The organism is Enterococcus sp. DIV0086, assembly GCF_050498705.1.
In the GTDB taxonomy this organism is placed as follows: domain Bacteria; phylum Bacillota; class Bacilli; order Lactobacillales; family Enterococcaceae; genus Enterococcus; species Enterococcus faecalis.
Genome location: NZ_JBNIDN010000001.1, coordinates 1,738,284 through 1,758,551, shown reverse-complemented (window position 1 = coordinate 1,758,551; position 20,268 = coordinate 1,738,284). Strand labels below are relative to the sequence as shown.

General features: G+C 40.4%; 23 protein-coding genes. 21 read left to right on the top strand and 2 right to left on the bottom strand.

The genetic code is table 11. The features are described 5' to 3' along the window. Positions 1–19: 19 nt before the first annotated feature. The 9 genes from IGI63_RS08535 (at position 20) to IGI63_RS08495 (ending at position 5,997) form a co-directional block, all read left to right on the top strand. A complete protein-coding gene (locus IGI63_RS08535; protein ID WP_002354903.1) occupies positions 20–892 on the top strand; it encodes a PTS system mannose/fructose/sorbose family transporter subunit IID in 873 nt (290 codons plus the stop codon). A 21-nt stretch (positions 893–913) separates the two neighbouring features. Then, complete coding sequence (locus IGI63_RS08530; RefSeq protein WP_002354904.1) at positions 914–1,420, top strand: PTS system mannose/fructose/N-acetylgalactosamine-transporter subunit IIB; 507 nt, start codon at positions 914–916, stop codon at positions 1,418–1,420. A gap of 77 nt (positions 1,421–1,497) precedes the next feature. Further along, the gene (locus tag IGI63_RS08525) at positions 1,498–1,950 is read left to right on the top strand and encodes a PTS sugar transporter subunit IIA (RefSeq protein ID WP_002354905.1); all 453 of its coding nucleotides are present in this window, start codon (positions 1,498–1,500) and stop codon (positions 1,948–1,950) included. 23 nt (positions 1,951–1,973) lie between these two features. Then, positions 1,974–3,047, top strand: a complete 1,074-nt coding sequence (uxuA, locus tag IGI63_RS08520) for a mannonate dehydratase (protein WP_002388613.1) — start codon at positions 1,974–1,976, stop codon at positions 3,045–3,047. A 4-nt stretch (positions 3,048–3,051) separates the two neighbouring features. Next, positions 3,052–3,705, top strand: a complete 654-nt coding sequence (locus IGI63_RS08515) for a bifunctional 4-hydroxy-2-oxoglutarate aldolase/2-dehydro-3-deoxy-phosphogluconate aldolase (protein ID WP_002354907.1) — start codon at positions 3,052–3,054, stop codon at positions 3,703–3,705. Between the two features lie 165 nt (positions 3,706–3,870). Beyond that, entirely contained in the window at positions 3,871–4,341 is a 471-nt protein-coding gene (locus IGI63_RS08510; RefSeq protein ID WP_002354908.1) for an ASCH domain-containing protein, read from the top strand. Positions 4,342–4,516: 175 nt separating this feature from the next. Further along, entirely contained in the window at positions 4,517–4,735 is a 219-nt protein-coding gene (locus tag IGI63_RS08505) for a YdbC family protein (protein ID WP_002381076.1), read from the top strand. Positions 4,736–4,751: 16 nt separating this feature from the next. Continuing rightward, a complete protein-coding gene (locus IGI63_RS08500) occupies positions 4,752–5,636 on the top strand; it encodes a YicC/YloC family endoribonuclease (RefSeq protein ID WP_002359037.1) in 885 nt (294 codons plus the stop codon). A gap of 55 nt (positions 5,637–5,691) precedes the next feature. After that, positions 5,692–5,997: a hypothetical protein gene (locus IGI63_RS08495; protein ID WP_002383233.1), complete on the top strand. Its 306-nt coding sequence runs from the start codon at positions 5,692–5,694 to the stop codon at positions 5,995–5,997. A 44-nt stretch (positions 5,998–6,041) separates the two neighbouring features. Here the strand turns inward: IGI63_RS08495 and IGI63_RS08490 are convergent, their stop codons facing one another. Then, positions 6,042–7,523, bottom strand: coding sequence for a DUF1958 domain-containing protein (locus IGI63_RS08490; protein ID WP_429975654.1), 1,482 nt, complete (start codon positions 7,521–7,523; stop codon positions 6,042–6,044). Between the two features lie 223 nt (positions 7,524–7,746). Between IGI63_RS08490 and gmk the strand changes: the two genes are divergently transcribed. From gmk to IGI63_RS08430, 12 genes are all read left to right on the top strand, one after another. Next, positions 7,747–8,361, top strand: a complete 615-nt coding sequence (gene gmk / locus IGI63_RS08485; RefSeq protein WP_002354915.1) for a guanylate kinase — start codon at positions 7,747–7,749, stop codon at positions 8,359–8,361. Positions 8,362–8,365: 4 nt separating this feature from the next. Next, on the top strand, positions 8,366–8,668 hold the full coding sequence (gene rpoZ, locus IGI63_RS08480) for a DNA-directed RNA polymerase subunit omega (protein ID WP_002354916.1): 303 nt from the start codon (positions 8,366–8,368) through the stop codon (positions 8,666–8,668). Positions 8,669–8,816: 148 nt separating this feature from the next. After that, positions 8,817–8,963: a putative holin-like toxin gene (locus tag IGI63_RS08475; RefSeq protein WP_002383235.1), complete on the top strand. Its 147-nt coding sequence runs from the start codon at positions 8,817–8,819 to the stop codon at positions 8,961–8,963. A 345-nt stretch (positions 8,964–9,308) separates the two neighbouring features. Then, positions 9,309–11,741 (top strand): primosomal protein N', encoded by a 2,433-nt coding sequence (gene priA, locus IGI63_RS08470; protein WP_429975653.1) that lies wholly within the window; start codon positions 9,309–9,311, stop codon positions 11,739–11,741. A gap of 26 nt (positions 11,742–11,767) precedes the next feature. Then, positions 11,768–12,262, top strand: coding sequence for a peptide deformylase (gene def, locus IGI63_RS08465; protein WP_002371656.1), 495 nt, complete (start codon positions 11,768–11,770; stop codon positions 12,260–12,262). After that, a complete protein-coding gene (fmt, locus tag IGI63_RS08460) occupies positions 12,255–13,196 on the top strand; it encodes a methionyl-tRNA formyltransferase (RefSeq protein ID WP_002385205.1) in 942 nt (313 codons plus the stop codon). The genes def and fmt overlap by 8 nt, the downstream gene beginning before the upstream one ends. 5 nt (positions 13,197–13,201) lie before the next feature. Beyond that, on the top strand, positions 13,202–14,581 hold the full coding sequence (gene rsmB, locus IGI63_RS08455; RefSeq protein ID WP_002354921.1) for a 16S rRNA (cytosine(967)-C(5))-methyltransferase RsmB: 1,380 nt from the start codon (positions 13,202–13,204) through the stop codon (positions 14,579–14,581). 1 nt (position 14,582) lies between these two features. Beyond that, positions 14,583–15,332, top strand: coding sequence for a Stp1/IreP family PP2C-type Ser/Thr phosphatase (locus IGI63_RS08450; RefSeq protein WP_002354922.1), 750 nt, complete (start codon positions 14,583–14,585; stop codon positions 15,330–15,332). Beyond that, on the top strand, positions 15,329–17,485 hold the full coding sequence (ireK, locus tag IGI63_RS08445; RefSeq protein WP_002365367.1) for a serine/threonine protein kinase IreK: 2,157 nt from the start codon (positions 15,329–15,331) through the stop codon (positions 17,483–17,485). The genes IGI63_RS08450 and ireK overlap by 4 nt, the downstream gene beginning before the upstream one ends. 248 nt (positions 17,486–17,733) lie before the next feature. Further along, positions 17,734–18,627 (top strand): ribosome small subunit-dependent GTPase A, encoded by an 894-nt coding sequence (rsgA, locus tag IGI63_RS08440; protein WP_429975652.1) that lies wholly within the window; start codon positions 17,734–17,736, stop codon positions 18,625–18,627. Positions 18,628–18,650: 23 nt separating this feature from the next. After that, positions 18,651–19,304 (top strand): ribulose-phosphate 3-epimerase, encoded by a 654-nt coding sequence (gene rpe, locus IGI63_RS08435; RefSeq protein WP_002354925.1) that lies wholly within the window; start codon positions 18,651–18,653, stop codon positions 19,302–19,304. Then, positions 19,301–19,945 carry a thiamine diphosphokinase gene (locus tag IGI63_RS08430; RefSeq protein ID WP_002415652.1) on the top strand — a complete coding sequence of 215 codons (645 nt, stop codon included), beginning with the start codon at positions 19,301–19,303 and terminating at the stop codon, positions 19,943–19,945. Before rpe ends, IGI63_RS08430 begins: the two co-directional genes overlap by 4 nt. A gap of 101 nt (positions 19,946–20,046) precedes the next feature. Here IGI63_RS08430 and rpmB read toward each other — a convergent pair whose 3' ends face one another. Continuing rightward, positions 20,047–20,235 carry a 50S ribosomal protein L28 gene (gene rpmB, locus IGI63_RS08425; protein WP_002354928.1) on the bottom strand — a complete coding sequence of 63 codons (189 nt, stop codon included), beginning with the start codon at positions 20,233–20,235 and terminating at the stop codon, positions 20,047–20,049. Positions 20,236–20,268 lie beyond the last annotated feature (33 nt).

Here is a 20,268-nt window from a genome sequence, read left to right as displayed (position 1 = left end):
AGAAAAAGGAGGAACTGAAATGACGGAAACAACAGAAAAAGTCGTGCCGAAAACAACGAATTTAGCACCAGAAGAAATTACCAATAAAGATGTTACAAAAGCCTATCTCCGTTGGCATTTTGCCAATGAAATTCCCCATTCCTTTGAACGTTACTTGGCGCCTTCGTTATTGTACGCAATGATGCCACTTTTAAAGAAATTATATAAAGACGATGAACAATTAAAAGCCGCTTATATGCGTCAACTGCTGTTTTTCAATACGCAATTAAGCTGGGGCGGCGGGGTCATTACTGGGTTGATGGCTTCCATGGAACAAGAGCGGGCCAAAGAAGAACATGAAGGCCGCGAAATCATGATGCAAGATGATTTAATGTATAACACCAAAGCTGGCTTGATGGGCGCGTTAGCTGGGATTGGTGATGCGATTGACTCAGGCACGGTTCAATATATTTTTATTGCGATTGCGGTGCCGTGGGCGCAACAAGGTAGCGCATTAGGTGCGATTTTCCCATTTGTGGCGTTTGCCCTTTATCAAGTACTGTTAGGTGTGTTCTTTGCGAGACAATCCTTTAAAATGGGGCGGAATGCCACAGGCTTAATGCAAAGTGCGGGGATTCAAAAAGCCATTGAAATGTTATCTGTTTTAGGGTTGTTCATGATGGGGATTTTAGCTGGTAATTATGTCAAAGTTTCTTCAACCCTTCAATTTAAACTTTCTGGCCGTGAGTTTGTGGTTCAAGATATCCTTGATCAGATTGTCCCAGGACTCTTGCCGCTAGCTGTCGTAATGGGCGTGTATTGGTTCTATACGAAAAAAGGCTTGAAAGTTACGCAAGCATTATTGTGGTTAACAGGTATCCTAATTGTCTTAGCAACAGTCGGTATTTTATAAAAAGAAAAGGACGTGAATCAGATGGGCGTAGTAAATTTAGCAAGAGTAGATGAACGATTAATTCATGGACAAGTGATGGTGACCTTGTCCCAAAAAAGTGGCGTTAATTCCATTTTCGTTGTCGATGAAGTGGTGGCAAAGGATAAATTTATGCGTGATTTATACAAAAGTGCAGGCAGTCGGACAGGACAAAAAACCATTGTCATTACGCCGGAAAAAGCTAAATTTTATTGGGATGAATACCAATTCAAAGAGTACAACTGTATTTTAATCGCTAAAACCGTCTCTGTAATTTATGACTTAGTAAAACACGGAGTCCCTATGAAGGAGTTAAATATCGGCGGTATTGCACAGAAGAATCCAGAAAAAGATTTATTAGTAACCAAATCAGTTTATTTAAACAAAGAAGATGCCGAAAAATTAAAAGAACTACATGAGGTGTATGGCGTAGAAGATATTTATTTCCAAGCAACGCCTTCTGCACCAAAAACTAGTTTAAAAGAGGTTTTAGGTAAATTTAATTTATAAAAAAGGCCAGTCGCTTGAGTCATTGCATGACTGTTTGAAGTAATGACTCAAGCCACTGAATTGAAGGAGGAACTTTTATGTTAGGGATTGTGATTGCTACACACGGTGCACTAAGTGACGGTGCGAAAGACGCAGCTACCGTGATTATGGGCGCAACCGAAAATATCGAAACCGTTAATCTAAATAGTGGCGACGATGTCCAAGCACTAGGCGGACAAATTAAAACAGCGATTGAGAACGTCCAACAAGGGGATGGCGTGTTGGTCATGGTTGACTTATTAAGTGCGAGTCCTTACAATCAGGCAGTTTTGGTGATTAACGAACTCGAACCAGCTCTACAAAAGAAAATCTTTGTGGTGAGTGGTACCAACCTACCAATGGTCTTAGAAGCGATAAACCATCAATTATTGGGCACACCGATTGCTGAAGCGGCGCAAGCGATTGTTGCGCAAGGCAAAGAAAGTGTGCAAGCATGGGATATTTCTATGACTTCATTTGAGGATGAAGAGGATGAGGACGATGATTTTTAAGAATGTAGTAAAGGGTGAAAGCAATGAAATGGGGATTTAGATGGTACGGAGCGGCAGGCGATGCCATTCCGTTAAAACATATTCGACAGATTCCAGGAATTACTGGCGTTGTCGGTACCTTGTTAAATAAACTACCAGGTGATGTTTGGACAGTAGCCGAAATTCAGGCACTTAAACAATCGGTGGAACAAGAAGGATTAGCACTTTTAGGAATTGAAAGTGTCGCTATTCATGATGCCATTAAAGCGGGGACGGATCAACGAGACCACTATATTGATAATTATCGCCAGACGTTGCGTAACTTGGGGAAATGCGGAATTTCCTTAGTGTGCTACAGTTTCAAACCTATTTTTGGTTGGGCTAAAACGGACTTGGCGTATGAGAATGAAGATGGTAGCTTATCGTTGTTATTTGATCAAGCTGTGGTAGAGAACATGCAGCCAGAAGACATGTATCAATTAATTCACAGTCAGTCAAAAGGATTCCGGTTACCAGGTTGGGAAGAGGAGCGTTTGCAACAATTTCAAGAATTGAAAGCCATGTATGCCGGCGTAACGGAAGAAGATTTGGTCGAAAATTTGCGGTACTTTTTAGAACGTGTGATTCCTGTCTGTGAAGAAGAAAATATCAAAATGGGGATTCACCCCGATGATCCACCTTGGGAAATTTTTGGTTTGCCAAGAATCACTAAAAATTTAGCGGATTTAAAACGGATCCTTTCCTTGGTGGACTCACCAGCAAATGGGATTACATTTTGTACAGGTTCCCTCGGTGCGGACCCGACGAATGATTTGCCTACTATGATTCGTGAAATAGGTCACAGAATTAATTTTGTTCATTTCCGCAATGTGAAGTATTTAGGTGAGCATCGTTTTGAAGAAACGGCGCATCCGAGTGTCGCTGGTTCGTTAGATATGGCGGAATTAATGCAAGCACTGGTAGATGTAGGGTATGAAGGTGTTATTCGTCCTGATCATGGGCGGGCAATTTGGGATGAAAAAGCGATGCCTGGTTATGGTTTATATGATCGAGCAATGGGGTTGACCTATATTCAAGGACTGTACGAAGCAACCAAAGCCAAACAAAATAGGAAGTGACAGAATGGAAACAAAAGTTGAAAAAAATCAACTGTATCAACAATTAGCGACATGTAAACTTTTACCACTATATACTGCAACAGATTTACGCTATTTGCCACAAGTAGAATCAGTCTTAGTAGAAAACGAATTACCGTTTATTGAAGTCACTTTTCGGAGTCAGTTGGCCTTGCCTGCCATCAAACAACTTGCTGCTTCAGGGAATTTAATTGTGGGCGCAGGAACTGTTAGAACCTTGAAAGAAGCCCAAGAGGCAGTAGCGAACGGTGCACAGTTCATTGTTTCCCCAGCGATTGTTCCAGAAGTCATTGATTTTTGTCTGGCAAACGAGGTTCCTATTTTTCCAGGAACAGCTACGCCTGGGGAGATTCAGCGAGCGCTGGCGTATGGCTTACGAGTGGTTAAATTTTTCCCAGCCGATATTTACGGCGGGTTAAAAGCCATCAAAAGTTTAAGTGGCCCGTTTTATGATGTTCAATTTTTACCAACTGGTGGGATTGATGAAACAAACTTTATAGAGTATGTGGAAGCCAAAGAAGTATTAGCAGTGGGCGGCTCCTTTATTTTATCGGAAAAGATGCTTCAAGAAGATGAAGCTTCGGCACGCCAGCATGTTCAATCTTTACTCACGAAAATCAAAGAACGACAAGCAAAATAAAAAGATGGGCTAAGTTTTGTTACTTAGTCCTCTTTTTTCTGTCCAAATGTTACTGACATTATTTTAGTTTTCATTTTGTAAAAATAGTATAGGAGAAAAGCAATCAGTTATGTATAATTAGTTAAAGAAGGTTGCGTGAAGTAAAAATAAAAAGGAGAGCAAAGGATGTTAAAAAATGTAGAAGTGTTCTGGCAAAACTTTTTAGATAAACATGAATTAGATATGTTGATGCCCGATGTGTGGATGTTTGGTGATGGCTCTTCTGAGATGGGTAATCGTTTGGGTCAATTGGTTGTTTCTGGTCGTAAGACAGCGACATGTTCTTCTTTAGATATTTATAAGATGGAAGAAGAACAACTCCCTAAAGCTGGTCAATACGACATAATTTTAGATGGTCAGTCTCAACCGCTGGCTATTATTCGAACAACCAAAGTTGAAATTATGCCCATGAATAAGGTCTCAGAATCTTTTGCACAAGCGGAAGGTGAAGGAGATTTGACGCTGGATTATTGGTATGAAGAGCATGCGCGGTTCTTTAAAGAAGAACTGGCCCCCTATCAGCTACAATTTTATCCCGACATGTTGTTAGTTTGCCAAAGTTTTGAAGTGGTGGATCTTTATACAGAAAAAGAATAGACAGAGAAGCGGTGACTGACACGATTGAAACGAGCAGTTGTCGCTTTTTTTACTGATTTTTTGAAAAAGTTGCGTATGTTTATATAGACAGGGTGATAGAAAAGAGATGTGTATTTTAAGTGTCGAGGAAAAGATGGTACAATAACCTAAGGAATACTAACAAGGAGTGAATGTTATGAAAGAAGAATTTTCATATGAAATTTTAGAAGAAGTCGCTGTGTTATCTGAGAATGCTCGTGGCTGGCGTAAAGAATTGAATTTAATTAGTTGGAATGGTCGTCCACCAAAATTTGATTTGCGTGAGTGGGCCCCTGATCACGAAAAAATGGGTAAAGGCATCACCTTAACTAACGAAGAATTTGCTGAATTAAGCAAAACAATTAAATCCATGTAAAAGGAGCACCCTGTCAATGAAAAGTATGACTGGATTTGGAAAAAAGACCATTCAAAATGAAAATTATCAATTGGATGTTGAAGTCAAAAGTGTCAACCAACGGTTTTTAGATATTCAATTGCGTATGCCAAAGGAACTGAATGCCTATGAACTGGTGATTCGGCAAGTAATCAAACGCACGTTAAAACGTGGACGTGTGGAAGTCTATGTAAATCTCCAAAAAATCGGCAACAATCAAAAAGAAGTACGCGTGCAGTGGGACTTAATTGATCAATTATTAACTTCGGTAGATCAACATTTAAAGGAAAACTATCCGGAAGCAACGTTTGATGCAGGGGACACGGTCAACCATTTATTAAAGCAAAATGATTTTGTCGAAATAGTGGAAGCAGAAATCGTTGATCAGACATTTGAACCATTTCTTGTTCAAGCATTTGAAGCAGCCATCGCTAGTCTTGACCAAAGCCGTGTGCAAGAAGGAACGCAAATTAAACAAGTCCTGCTTGACTATGTAGCAGTGTTGACCCAATCAATTCAAGAGCTGCAAGCGTTTGTGGGTGTTTTTGAACAAGAATACCGTCAACGTTTTGAAGCGAAATTAAACGAATGGTTAGGTAGCCAAGTGGATGAAACACGCTTATTAACAGAAATGGCCATTTTATTGGAAAAAGGCGATATTCATGAAGAATTGGATCGTTTGGATATCCATATTGATAAGTTGCATCAGTTGCTTGACGAAACAGAACCAGTGGGCCGAGAACTAGATTTTTTAATTCAAGAAATGAACCGTGAAGTCAATACGATTGGTTCGAAATCAAGTCCAATTGAAATAAAAAATAGTGTCGTTCAAATGAAAACAACCTTAGAAAAGATTCGTGAACAAATTCAAAATGTCGAATAGAGAAAATGGTTTCGTGTTTTTCCAGAAAACGCTATAATATAGAAGTAACGAATAAATGACAGAGGTGAAAGCAATGACTAAATTTTATGATGTAACCTTTCAAGAATTAAGTGGTCGTTCTGTGGTAAAAACAGAAGTCGCTTCAGACAGAGAACCATTTGACGTCTGGCAAGATGCTTGTGCAAGCTATTCTGAAACAGAATTAAATATCCAAATTAACGAAGACACGTTTGTTACTTTGAATCGTCACTTTGTTGTTCGCATTGACGTGAAAGAAGTTGACGGCCCTGTCGACAAACAAGTTCGTCGTCGCGATGAATTGATGAACGTGGTCAATACGCTTTCTAATATGGGCTTATAAAAAATGCCACCAAGCATTTCACGCTTGGTGGTATTTTTTTTTAATTAGAATAAAAGAAACAAGCCAACGGCGCATAGGAAAGAAAGAACTGCGGCACTTAAAAAGATTGTCCGCATGGCTGCAATTTTACTGCTTTCTTTGCCGTGTTTTTTCTGACGTTCTAAACGTTTTTGAAGCTGACGGGTAATTACTGAGAAAATCAGCCCGAAAAGGACTAAAACACTTGTGGCAATCGATTTGGGAATAAAATGATTCGGTTCTGCAACGGTGGTATCCCCAGAATGTTCGTTTGATTCTTCCGCAGCTTCAGCTGTTGTTTGTTTTGGCTTAACTTCTTGGTAAGCCACTTTAGGCGCTTGAACAGTACTATTTAACAATGTCAAAGGCGTGTCGACTTGCACCTGCCCTGCTACTAATTTAAAAGTAGGCTGACTGCCTTTGGGAACGACACCGTATAAATCGTTAGCCAAAGTGACTTTTTTGTGATCAATGGTTTGTGGTCCTTTGTCTAAAAGTTTTTTGCGTTCGTATGTCGTATAGGCATAGTCCAGCAAAGCATTACCAGCCACATGCCGTTCGTATTCACCATCTTGGTTTTGCCAATTACCAACGCCTAAAATGACTTCAATTAAACGGAAATCTCCTTGTTTGACAGTCGCAATATAGTTAAAGCCGCCTGTTGGACTAGAGCCTGTTTTTAAACCATCCACGCCTTGATAACCATACTTAGCGCCTGGTAAAGAATAATTGTACGCTTCAAACGTTTCCTCGTAAGGCGTGCCGACCATTGTTTTCACCACTGGTTTATTGGTGATTTCTAAAATTTCTGGATAATTTTTCAGAAAATGATAGGTTAGTGAAGCTAAATCTCTAGCTGTAGAGACGTTATCGCCATTTGGGTCAATTCCTTGCATTTGATACAGGCCGTTAAAGGCACTTGCTTGCGCTCCACTGCAGTTGTAATAGGTAGTATTTGTCATCCCTAATTCAGCCGCTTTTTGATTCATTAAATGAACAAAGTCAGTAGGCTGGTTCCCTGAAATTAAGTTTGCCAACATGAGAGTCGCCACATTAGAAGAGGGGACAGCAATCATTTTTAACAGTTCACGGACTGGATAAGCAACACCTAACGTAATTTTGTTATTACTAATGGCATATATTTTAGAAATATCGACATCTTTTTGCGTAGCAGTCACAGTCGTATCCATTGTAAATTTTCCTTGCTCCATTGCTTCAAAGGCCAAGTACATGGTCATCACTTTGGCAATACTGGCAGGATTCCACGCTAAATCTGGTTGCTGCGACCAGAGAATTTCTCCAGAATCAGCATCAACAACGATGGCTGCTTTGGGAATGCCATCCGCTTTCAGGGTTGTCCCCATTTTTTTAGCAATTGCGGTAATATCTTCTTCTGCGTGAGTCACAGTAGGTTGGGCAAAAAAGGCCCCACAACTGACAACTAAGCCTAGCAGAAACAATGTAAATGGTTTAATTCGTGCGATGTTTCTCAGTCCTTTCTTATTCACGTTTTTTTCATCCTAAAGGAGTCATCACTTCATTTTACTTAAAAAATGGCTGCCTGTATAGGAATTCTAGGTAATTTGTTTAAAAAAAGAACAAGTTATGAAAGCCAAATTAAAGAAGAAATGTTATTTTTTCAGTGAATCTCCAAGAAAGTCTTGAAAATTGCAGAAAAAAAGTGCAAAATAGAACTAATACTGTGAAATTATGTTTTGAAAGGAAGTCGTTATGTCAGAGCGCGGGTTATTAATCGTATTGTCAGGTCCTTCAGGAGTGGGGAAAGGGACTGTAAGAAAGGCTATTTTCGACAGTGAAGAAAATGATTTTCAATATTCAATCTCAATGACCACTCGGAAACAGCGAGAAGGCGAAGTGGATGGAGTAGATTACTATTTCCGTTCAAGAGAAGAATTTGAAGCGATGATTGAAGCTGGAGAAATGTTGGAATATGCGGAATATGTTGGTAACTATTATGGGACACCATTAACGTATGTTAACCAGACGCTAGATGAAGGCAAAGACGTCTTTTTAGAAATCGAAGTCCAAGGGGCTAAACAAGTCAAAGACAAAGTGCCTGATGGCGTATTTATCTTTTTGACACCCCCCGATTTAGCGGAATTAAAATCAAGAATTATTGGCCGCGGAACAGACGAAATGTCTGTGATTGAAGAACGAATGGCTGTGGCCAGAGAAGAAATCGAAATGATGGCGCTGTATGATTATGCGGTAGTGAATGATGAAGTTCCTTTAGCCGTGCAACGAATTAAAGACATTATCGCGAGTGAGCACTTCCGTGTTGACCGTGTAATTGGAAAATATATTAAAATGTTAGAGGAGATGTAGCCTTATGATGTTAAAACCGTCAATTGACTCATTGTTAAAAGAAGTCCCTTCAAAATATTCTTTGGTTATTTTAGCAAGCAAACGTGCGCATGAATTAGATGAAGGCGTTCAACCAACCGTTGAATCCTTTGATTCTGTAAAAAGTGTAGGTCGTGCGTTAGAAGAAATCGAAGCAGGAACAGTGATCAGTGATCCAAATCCTGAAGAAAAACGCGAACGTCTACGCATTGAACGTGAAGAACGCAAACGCCAACGTGAACAAGAACAAAAAGAATTAGAAAACCGTTTACGTGACGAAAAAAATTAATTGAATGAAAAACAAGTCTATGATTGAAGCTTTCTTCAAGTAAAGGCTTGTTTTTTTGTGATTGCAAATGTTGTGGGATGACTTTTGTGGTATACTGTTTTTGTAGATAAGTTATGACGGTGGCTACTTCTGGAAGGTGGTGGTGCTTATGAGCATAAGTACTGAAATCTATGAAAGGGGAAAGCCGTATTTGTCCGCATTAGATGTAATCGGACTAATTTTCGACTTTGGTTTATATACCATTGCGTTGATTAGTTTGGTTGTCACTTTGCTAAAAAAAGACAAAAAGAAATAACCAGTCATAAACTTTGAACGGTTAACTGGTTATTTCTTTTTAATTAAGTAAAAACTAAGTTACTGTCATGATTCTACAGTTAGAGAGATGGACCAACATCTCTCTTTCAAAATGATTATACCATAAAAAAATGTAGAGTGCTAACACTAGTTAGCAGTGTAAGTTTCAAAGTATTTTAAGAGGATTACTAAAAGCTACTTTCTTAGATCATTTGTTTAGGAAAGCTAGCTTTTTATATTTTAAGGAGAAATTAACTAAGCTTAACAACAACGAGACACACAAGACAAATCAGTCAATCTTTAGTACAATAGGCAAAGAGAATTTACATAAAAAGGAGGATGCACCATGCAAAAAGTAGCCAAAGTTATTGTGGATGTACCAACGATGCAAACCGATCAACCATTCACTTATTTAGTTCCTGAAAATTTAAATGAGCAATTGGCTGTCGGCATGCGTGTAGAAGTGCCTTTTGGTAACGGTAATCGGCATGTTCAAGGGTTTGTTTTAGCCATTGAACCAATGGCTGCAACGGTTCTTGACGAAACCAATGTTCAGTTGAAAGAACTAGTGGCGGTGTTGGATTTAAAACCTGTCTTAAATACAGAAATGTTGGCTTTAGCTGATTATATGAAGGAAAAAACGTTTGCTTTTAAAATCACTTGTTTGCAAACCATGTTGCCTAGCGTAATGCGTGCCGATTACCAAAAATATATTTATTTAACGGATGAGCTTTCTGAAGAATTACAAGATCAGTTATTTTATGGTTTAGAGGAAATTTCGTGGGACCAAGCGCAAGAACGTGGGCTTTTGCCTCAACTAATGGCGTTGCGTAAACAGCAAAAAGTCGATATTCGCTACGAAGTTACGACGAGAAATAAAGTCAAAATGGTCCGCTTCATTCAAGCCGCTAAGGAATTTGAACAACTAGAGGAAATTCGTTTGGGTTTACGCAAGGGAGCTAAGAAGAAAGAGCAACTTCTTTACTATTTACAACGCTTGGGTACTGAAAAAGTCACCGCTGTGAAGGAAATGAAAGAATTAGGTTTCAGTACCGCACTTTTAAATGAAGCGGCCAAAAACGGCTGGTTAACGTTCATTGAAAAAGAAGCGTATCGTGATCCGTTTGCTAATCAGACGTTTGAAAAAACGACTGCGTTATCTTTGAATGCAGAACAACAGGTGGCTGTGGAAACAATCTTACAATCTGTCCAAGAACAGCAAAGTCAAACCTATTTATTGGAAGGTATTACAGGAAGTGGGAAAACAGAAGTTTATCTACAGGTCATTGCAGAAGTTCTTAACCAAGGCAAAACAGCCATTATGCTTGTCCCTGAAATTTCTTTAACTCCGCAAATGGTGCAACGCTTTAAAAGTCGCTTTGGCGAACATGTTGCTGTAATGCACAGTGGCTTATCGCAAGGTGAAAAATACGATGAGTGGCGGAAGATTGAACGAGGAGAAGCGGAAGTGGTGGTTGGCGCGCGTTCTGCCATTTTTGCGCCAATCGAAAACATTGGTGTGATCATTATTGATGAAGAACACGAGGCAAGTTATAAACAAGAAGAACCCCCCCGCTACCACGCGAGAGATTTAGCGATTTGGCGTTCGGAGTACCATCATTGCCCTGTTGTTTTAGGTAGTGCCACGCCGTCCTTGGAATCACGCGCTCGCGCACAAAAAAATGTTTATCAGCGGTTACGATTAACACAGCGTGCCAATCAAGCGGCAACCTTGCCTACGATTGATGTAGTGGATATGCGGCAAGAAGTAGAAAATGGCAATGTCTCTTCTTTTTCCATGTCGTTGCAAGAAAAACTCCAAGAACGCTTAGAGAAAAACGAACAAAGTGTTCTCCTACTTAATCGCCGTGGCTATTCGTCATTTGTGATGTGTCGCGATTGTGGCTATGTGTTGCCGTGTCCGAATTGTGATATTTCCTTGACTTTGCATATGGATAGTAAAACAATGAAATGTCATTATTGTGGGCATGAAGAACGGATTCCTTATCGCTGTCCTAACTGTGGCCAAGATAAAATTCGCTACTACGGAACAGGCACACAAAAAGTAGAAGAAGAATTACAAACGTTGTTACCAGAAAGTCGTATTCTCCGAATGGATGTTGATACGACCCGTCGCAAAGGTGCGCATGAAAAAATTTTGCGAACATTTGGTGAAGGACAAGCGAATATCTTATTAGGCACACAAATGATTGCCAAAGGACTGGACTTTCCAAATGTGACGTTAGTCGGTGTCTTAAATGCTGATACCGCCTTGAATTTACCCGATTTTCGTTCCAGTGAACGGACCTTCCAGTTATTGACACAGGTCAGCGGTCGCGCTGGTCGCGCTGAAAAACCGGGGGAAGTCATCATTCAATCTTTTAACCCCGAGCATTATGCGATACAATTGGCAAAAGCCCAAGATTATGAAGATTTTTATACAAAAGAAATGTATATCCGTCATCGTGGGGATTATCCGCCGTACTATTTTACGGTCCAAATTACGGCTAGCCATCCTGAAGAAAATGAAGCAGCGAAACAAATGTTTCAAATCGCGACGAAATTAAAACAAGGCTTATCGCCGCAAGCTATTTTGTTGGGACCAACGCCCAACGCAATTATGCGTGTCAATAATCGATACTTTTATCAAGTGATTATCAAGTATAAACAAGAACCAATGCTTCAACCATTATTGAAAGAAATTTTAACCGATACACAACGAGCAACGGCTCGTGGTTTAAAGCTTTCCATTGATGCAGAACCCATGAATTTTATTTAAAAAATACAGCTTTGAAAGGAGCACTTATGCGCTATCCAGTTGTGATTCACCCGAACGAACACTTAAAAATGAAGGCTCAACCTGTGACGATTATTACCGATGAAATTGTGCAGTTACTAGAGGATATGTATGAAACAATGCTTGCCCATGATGGGATTGGCTTAGCAGCCCCGCAAATTGGCAAAAATTTGCAAATGGCAGTGATTGAAATCGATGAAGAATCTGGTCGTTTTGAACTAATTAATCCAGTGATTATTGAAAAAAAGGGAACCAGTATTGATGTGGAAGGCTGTTTAAGTATTCCAGAAACATATGGAACCGTTGAACGAGCAGATGAAGTGACTGTCCGTTATTTTGACCGTGAAGGTGAAGAAATGGAAGTTACGGCTTACGGCTATTTAGCTCGAGCTTTTCAACACGAAATTGATCATTTGAACGGCGAGTTATTTATCGATAAAATGATTGAGAAAATTGCACCAGAAGATTTAGAAGCGTATATGGAGGAACATTTTGATGACTAAAATTGTATTTATGGGCACACCAGCCTTTTCTGTTCCGATTTTAGAAAGTTTAATCGAGGCAGGCTATGACGTTCAAGCGGTTGTCACGCAACCAGATCGACCAGTTGGCCGAAAAAAAGTGATTACCCCAACGCCTGTCAAAGAAGCAGCTTTAAAACATAACTTATTAGTCTTACAACCAGAGAAAATTTCAGGTTCTCCTGAAATGGAAAAAGTGATTGACTTAGCACCAGATTTAATTGTGACAGCAGCCTTTGGACAATTTTTACCAGAGAAAATTTTAAAAGCGCCCAAACTAGGTGCGATTAATGTCCATGCCTCACTTTTACCAAAATATCGTGGCGGCGCACCTGTACATTACTCGATTATTGAAGGAGAAAAAGAAACAGGCGTCACGATTATGGAAATGGTGAAAAAAATGGATGCTGGCGCGATTTTAGCGCAACGTGCAATTCCGATTACGAAACAAGACGATGTAGGCACCATGTTTGAAAAATTAAGCATTCTAGGAAAAGAACTTTTATTAGAGACGTTACCTAAGCTAATTGCTGGCGAAATCACGCCTATTCCACAAGTGGAAGAAGAGGCTACTTTTTCACCAAATATTGCCCGGGAACAAGAACGAATTGACTGGCAAAAAACTGCTGAGGCAATTGATAACCAAGTGCGTGGTATGCGTCCTTGGCCAACAGCGTTCACAACCTATCAAGGGACCAACTGGAAAATTTGGGCAGTGACACCACTGACTGAAACAACAACCAGCGCCCCAGGAACGATTATCCAACGTAGTAAAAAAGCGCTATGGATTGCTTGTGGCGAAGGGACAGTTCTTCAAATTGATCGCCTGCAACCAGCAGGTAAAGGTCAATTAACGATTCAAGAATTTTTAAATGGCGTCGGTCAAAATGTCGCAGAAAAAGATAAGGTGGACTAACAAAAATGGCTGAAAAAATCCCCAAGAAATTAAAACGTTCTGTTCGATACGTTGCTTTAGAAACCATCGAACGTGTGGATAAAGGTGGGGCGTACTCCAATCTTTTACTTAATGAAATGATGACAAAATCAGAACTAAGCGAGAAAGATGGCCGCTTGTTTACAGAACTTGTCTACGGCACAATTAGTCGCAAATTATTGTTGGAATACTACTTAACACCATTTGTTAAGAAACCGCAAAAAGTCGATAATTGGGTGAAAAATTTATTGATTTTATCGTTATATCAATTACTTTATTTAGATAAAGTGCCCGATCATGCAGTCATTAATGAAGCGGTTGAAATTGGCAAACGTCGTGGCAATCCTGGGATTGGTAAATTCGTGAATGGCGTGCTGCGGGCGTTCCAACGAAATGGAGCACCTAGTTTGGCCGCAATTAGCGATCCAGTTGATCGTTTAGCCACGGAAATTAGCATGCCACGTTGGTTAACAGAAAAATTACTTGCCCAATTAGGCGAAGAAGAAACACGGCAGTTAGGTTTGTCATTATTTGAAAAAAGCCATGCGAGTGGCCGAGTAAACACACGGTTTATTTCACGAGAAGAAGCGCTGGAAGAATTACAAGAAACAGGGATTGCCGCGAAGGAAAGTCAACTTTCCCCTTATGGTGTTGTCGCTGAAAAAGGCTACTTAGCTGGTAGTGAACTGTTTATTAACGGTTGTTTAACCATTCAAGATGAAAGCTCTATGCTCGTGGCTCCAGCGATGCAAATTGAACCGCATCATCGTGTCTTGGATGCTTGTGCGGCTCCTGGTGGCAAAACGACTCATATCGCAACTTTTTTAGAGGCTGAAGCAGGTGGTCGTGTGACTTCTTTAGATATTCATGCGCACAAAATTAAGCTAATTAATGAAAATGCGCAACGCCTCCATGTGGCAGATGTCGTCCAAGCAGAAAAGCTTGATGCGCGACAAGTGGCCGAAGAATTTCCCGCAGAAACCTTTGATCGGATTTTAGTTGATGCGCCATGTTCAGGCTTAGGGCTGATGCGCCGTAAACCAGACATTAAATACCATAAAACGGCCAATGATTTTCAAAATTTACCTAAAATTCAGTTAGAAATCTTAGAAAGTGTTGCCCCAACACTAAAACAATGGGGTATAATGGTCTATAGCACTTGTACTATTACGCCAGAAGAAAATCAGGAAGTGGTGGCAGCCTTTTTAGCCAAACACCCTGAATTTGAAAAAATTGAAATTGTTGCAAATGAAAATGTCCAAGCAGTAGTAAAAGAGCAAGAACTGGTTCTGTATCCCCATCAATACATGACAGATGGCTTCTTTATTTGCTGTATGCGGAAAGTTAGTTCAAATGAGGTGAAATAATTTGGAAATCAACGTTCAATCAGATGTCGGTCGCAAAAGAAATACGAACCAAGATTATGCCAACGTTTTTGAGAACCAACAACACATAACCTTTGCTGTTTTAGCAGATGGCATGGGTGGTCACCAAGCAGGTGATGTCGCTAGCCAAATGGCAGTCAATAATTTAGGTGAGAGTTGGTCCAATGCGTCTGTCGACTCAGCTGAAAAATCTGCACAGTGGTTAATTCAAGCAATTCAAAAGGAAAATGAAAAAATTTATGAACGCGGACAATCGAAACCAGAGTATTTAGGAATGGGGACAACCGTGGTTGGTGCCATCCTTTTACCGGATTCATTTGTCTTAGCAAATGTGGGGGACAGTCGTGCTTATTTAGTTCGTGACCAACACATGTTACAATTAACAGAAGATCATTCTTTAGTGAATGAACTAGTAAAATCAGGGGAGATTACTCGTGAGATGGCTGCAAATCATCCACGAAAAAATGTCCTAACACGTTCTTTGGGAATGCCTGGCACTGTCGAAGTCGATGTAACCAATCATGAATGGCTGCCTAATGACTATTTACTGTTATGTTCGGACGGTTTAACCAATATGGTTCCTGAGACAAAAATTTTAGAAATTTTAGAGACGTCAGATCCCTTAGAATCCAAATTAAGCCAACTCGTTGCCCAAGCAAATGAAGCGGGTGGTTTAGATAACATTACCGTGTTAGTGATACACTTTGACGAACAGAAGGAGGAAAACCAATGATAGAAATCGGCAAGAAGCTGAATGGTCGATATCACATTATTGGCAGCATCGGAAGCGGCGGCATGGCCAACGTCTATTTAGCACACGATTTAATTTTAGACCGAGACGTTGCAGTAAAAGTCTTGCGCTTTGACTTCCAAAACGATCAAGCCGCCATCCGACGTTTTCAGCGTGAAGCACTAGCCGCAACTGAGCTGGTTCACCCGAATATCGTCAGTGTGTACGATGTAGGCGAAGAAGATGGACTACAGTATTTAGTCATGGAATATGTGAAAGGAATGGACTTGAAACGTTACATCCAAACGCATTTCCCAATTCCTTATTCCACAGTTGTGGATATTACGCAACAAATTTTATCTGCTGTCGCAATGGCACATGAACATAGAATTATTCACCGGGATTTAAAACCGCAAAACATTCTGATTGACGAACACGGCACAGTCAAAATTACTGACTTTGGGATTGCGATTGCCTTGTCAGAAACGTCAATTACGCAAACGAACACAATGTTAGGTTCGGTGCATTACTTATCGCCAGAACAAGCGCGCGGAAGCATGGCGACCAACCAATCAGATATTTACGCTGTGGGAATTATTCTCTATGAAATGCTAACAGGGAATGTACCTTTTGATGGTGAATCAGCCGTAACGATTGCCTTAAAACATTTTCAAGAAGAAATTCCCTCTGTCAAAATGTTTGATCCAGGGATTCCTCAATCATTGGAAAATGTGGTTCGTCACGCAACCGCAAAAGACCCAAGCGATCGCTACAAAACAGCGAATGAGATGGCAGAAGACTTATACACGTCCTTGTCAGCCAGTCGTTTAAACGAACCTGCGTGGGAACCAACGGCTTTATTAGGAGAAACGAAAGTATTAACTCCGATTCCCGAAGACATCGCTGAACCGGAAGAGACAACGCCTGTCGAAGTCCCAGAAGATATCGCAGATGACATTTTAGCTGAACAACCACCGAAGAAAAACCGCAAAAAATTGTGGATTGGCTTAGCAATTGCGGCATTAATTGCTTTAGCAATAGGTGGCTTAGCCTTTGCAATGTCGGGCGGTAAAGACGTTGAAGTTCCTGATGTTACAAATGAAACGAAAGCGGACGCTTCACAAGCGCTACAAAGTGCCGGGCTGAAAGTCGATAGTGAAACCAAAAAAATTCCCGACGATAAGATTGAAGAAGGCAAGGTGGTCAAAACAGACCCCGAAGCAAAATCATCTGTGAAAAAAGGCCGATCTGTTACTTTATATATCAGCTCTGGAACAGAAAAAATTGAGATGGCCGATTATACAAACGAATCGTATGAATCTGCTGTCGAAGCCTTGAAAAAACTAGGGTTTTCAGAAGACCAAATTACAACGAAAAAAGAATACAGTGATTCTGTGTCTACAGATAACATTATTAAACAAAAACCAGCTGCAGGTAAAAAAGTTGATCCGAAAAAAGACAAAGTCACTTTAACGGTCAGTGAAGGACCAGAAGCGGTTACTTTGCCTAGTTACGCCGGTTATTCTTACACAAATGCAGTAAATGCATTGGCACAATTAGGCATTTCTGAATCTCAAATTACGCGTGTCGACCAAGCAAGCGATACGGTAGAACCAGGTTTAGTCATTACGCAAGACCCCGCACCAGGTGGCACCGTGACACCTAAAAATGGCCAAGTGACGTTATATGTAAGTAAAGGTAGCGACAAAGTGACACTTTCTGATTATAGCGGAATTTCTTACGATAATGCGGTAAGTCGCTTAATTGCTTTAGGTATCCCAGAATCTCAAATTAAACGAGTGGACGAAGAAAGCGACAAAGTTGAAAAAGATACCGTGATTAGTCAAGAACCAGCTTCTGGTACCGCTGTTGATCCTAAAAATGACACGATTACTTTACATGTCAGCAAAGGCAGTGACTCAGTAACTGTTCCTGATATTTCAGGTTATTCGCCAAAAGCTGCAGAAGACAGCATCAATAACGCTGGCCTTAAAATCAATGAACAAGGATTATCTGGCTCTGGCGATGGCCAAGTCGTTGAACGAACTAGCCCATCCGCTGGCAGCAAAGTCAAAAAAGGCGACTCTGTTACGGTTTATTATTCAAAAGCAAATGATTCAAAAAGCACCACTAGTGAAAGTAGTACGAGTAATTAAGACAAGAGGTTGGGACAGGAGGATTTAGCTTCAAGAACCAAGTAGGTACTGTTTAACATCTATTTGCTTTTCAAATAGTGTTTCTCAGCAATAAGAAGAAGCTGCTCCTGTCCCGCCGTTTATCTTAAGGTTTAAGTCTAGGAAGGTAAGTCATTTCGACTTATGTCCTAGGCTCTTTTTAATTAATAGAATCGAGAGGCTCCCTTGATTTCTCTGCCACTATCCTGTATATTCGAAAGTAGTTAGGAGTGGTTTATCTGAAAGGTCAAATCAGAAAAGCGTTAAGCGGTTTTTATTATGTATACGCAGATGGAGAAACATATCAAACAAGAGCGCGAGGGAATTTTCGTAATCGAAAAATTACGCCACTCGTGGGAGATGAAGTGCTTTTTGAAAGCGATAATTTAACAGATGGTTATGTGTTGGAAATTTTACCAAGACGAAATGAATTAGTGCGCCCGCCTGTTGCAAATGTGGATCTAGGTGTGGTTGTCATGAGTATGGTTTCGCCAAATTTTTCGTTTAATTTGTTGGATCGTTTCTTAGTCAGCTTAGAGTATAAGGATATAGAACCAGTTATTTATTTAACGAAAGTTGATCTATTAGATGAGCCGCAACGTCAAGAAGTCACTGAAATTAAACAGATTTATGAAGCGTTAGGTTATGCGGTGATCGCTTCGGAAGACATAGAAGCCACCAAAGAATTAGAACGCTTTTTCCCAGAACGGTTGACTGTTTTTATGGGACAATCAGGCGCTGGAAAATCAACATTGTTGAATCAAATTTCACCAGAATTACAACTAGCAACTGCGGAAATTTCCCAATCTTTAGGACGGGGCAAACATACGACCCGTCACGTGGAATTGATTCCGTTATACGACGGTTTGGTTGCTGATACACCAGGATTTAGTGCCATCGATTTCTTGGAGATGGAAGCAGTGGAATTACCAAAGCAATTTCCTGAATTTGTTGCCGCGGCCTCTCACTGTAAGTTTCGTGAATGTATGCACCACAAAGAACCTGGTTGTGAAGTGAAACGTCAAGTGGAAGCGGGAACCATTGCGACGAGTCGTTACGAAAATTATTTACAGTTTTTAATGGAAATCGAGAATCGACGACCTGTTTATAAGAAAAAATCATAGCAAATATAAAGGGAGCGAGCCAAATGAAACTAGCACCATCCATTTTAAGTGCCGATTTTGCCAATTTAGAAAGAGATATCCGTTTAGTAGAAGAATTAGGAGCAGATTATATTCATGTTGATGTTATGGACGGTCAATTTGTGCCCAACATTACCTTAGGACCGAATATCGTTTCAGCGATTCGTCCAGTGACAAAACTACCATTGGATGTTCATTTGATGATTGTACAACCTGAAAACTATATCAATGCCTTTGCGGAAGCCGGTGCGGATATTATTACTGTCCATCAAGAAGCAACACCCCATATTCATCGTGCCTTACAAATGATTAAAAATGCGGGTGTGAAAGCTGGCGTAACCATCAATCCCGGGACACCACTTTCGATGATCGAAAATGTATTAGATTTGGCAGATCAAGTCTTGGTAATGACTGTCAATCCAGGCTTTGGCGGACAATCATTTATTGAAAACTCACTAGAAAAAATTGCTCAATTAAAAGAATGGAAAGAAACAAAAGGATACACCTATGAAATTGAAGTCGATGGCGGGATTGTTCCTGAAACTGCCGCACGCTGCAAAGAAGCTGGTGCGGAAGTGTTCGTTGCAGGCTCCTACATTTATAATGCTGAAAATCCTCAAGAACGAATCGATGCACTGAGAGCAGTGCTAGACAAATGAGTCGTGTCTTACTGGTAGCTGGCGGCGAGCCAAGTGATTGGCCAACCATTGAACCAGCTACGTATGATTATTTCGTAGGTATTGATCGCGGCTGTCTCCATTTATTAGAGGCCGATTTACCGTTACAATTAGCGGTGGGCGATTTTGATTCATTATCACGAGAAGAATACCATTTTGTCCAAGAAACTGCCGAAACACTCATTCAAGCACCTGCTGAAAAAGATGATACAGACACACAATTAGCGCTTCAAGAAGCTTTACAACGATTTCCACAAGCAGAGATGACGATTATCGGTGCGACAGGGGGCAGAATTGACCACCTGTTAGCCAATCTTTGGTTACCCTTTGAACCACGATTTCAAGGCGTACTTCGTCAAATCCGTCTATGCGATCGTCAAAATAGCATCCAGTATTACGCCCCTGGTTCGTATATCGTACCGAAAGAGCCAGATAAAGAATATCTGGCCTACTGCTGTTTGACGCCTGTAGAAAACTTGACGCTACGACGTAGTAAATATTTATTAACCAATCAAGATGTTCCTTACCCAACATCGTATGCAAGTAATGAATTTATCGAAGAAGCCGCTGCTTTTTCCTTCGATGCAGGGATGATTGCAGTTATTCAAAGTAAAGACAAGTAAAAAGAAGTTGGACCTTCATCAAAGTGATGAAGGTCCAACTTCTTTTTTTTGCAATAAAAAAAGCCGAACAACGAACGTCCAGCTTTGCTTATTTAAGTTTATTAAACACGTTCGATTTTACCAGATTTCAAAGCACGAGTTGACACCCAAACTTTTTTAGGTTTACCATCGATTAATACGCGAACTTTTTGTAAGTTAGGTTTCACAGTGCGTTTTGTTGAGTTCATCGCATGTGAACGGTTATTACCACTTGAAGTCTTACGACCAGTGAAGTAACATACTTTTGCCATTTTAAGTTTCCTCCTTTGCCTTGATCTTGGAGC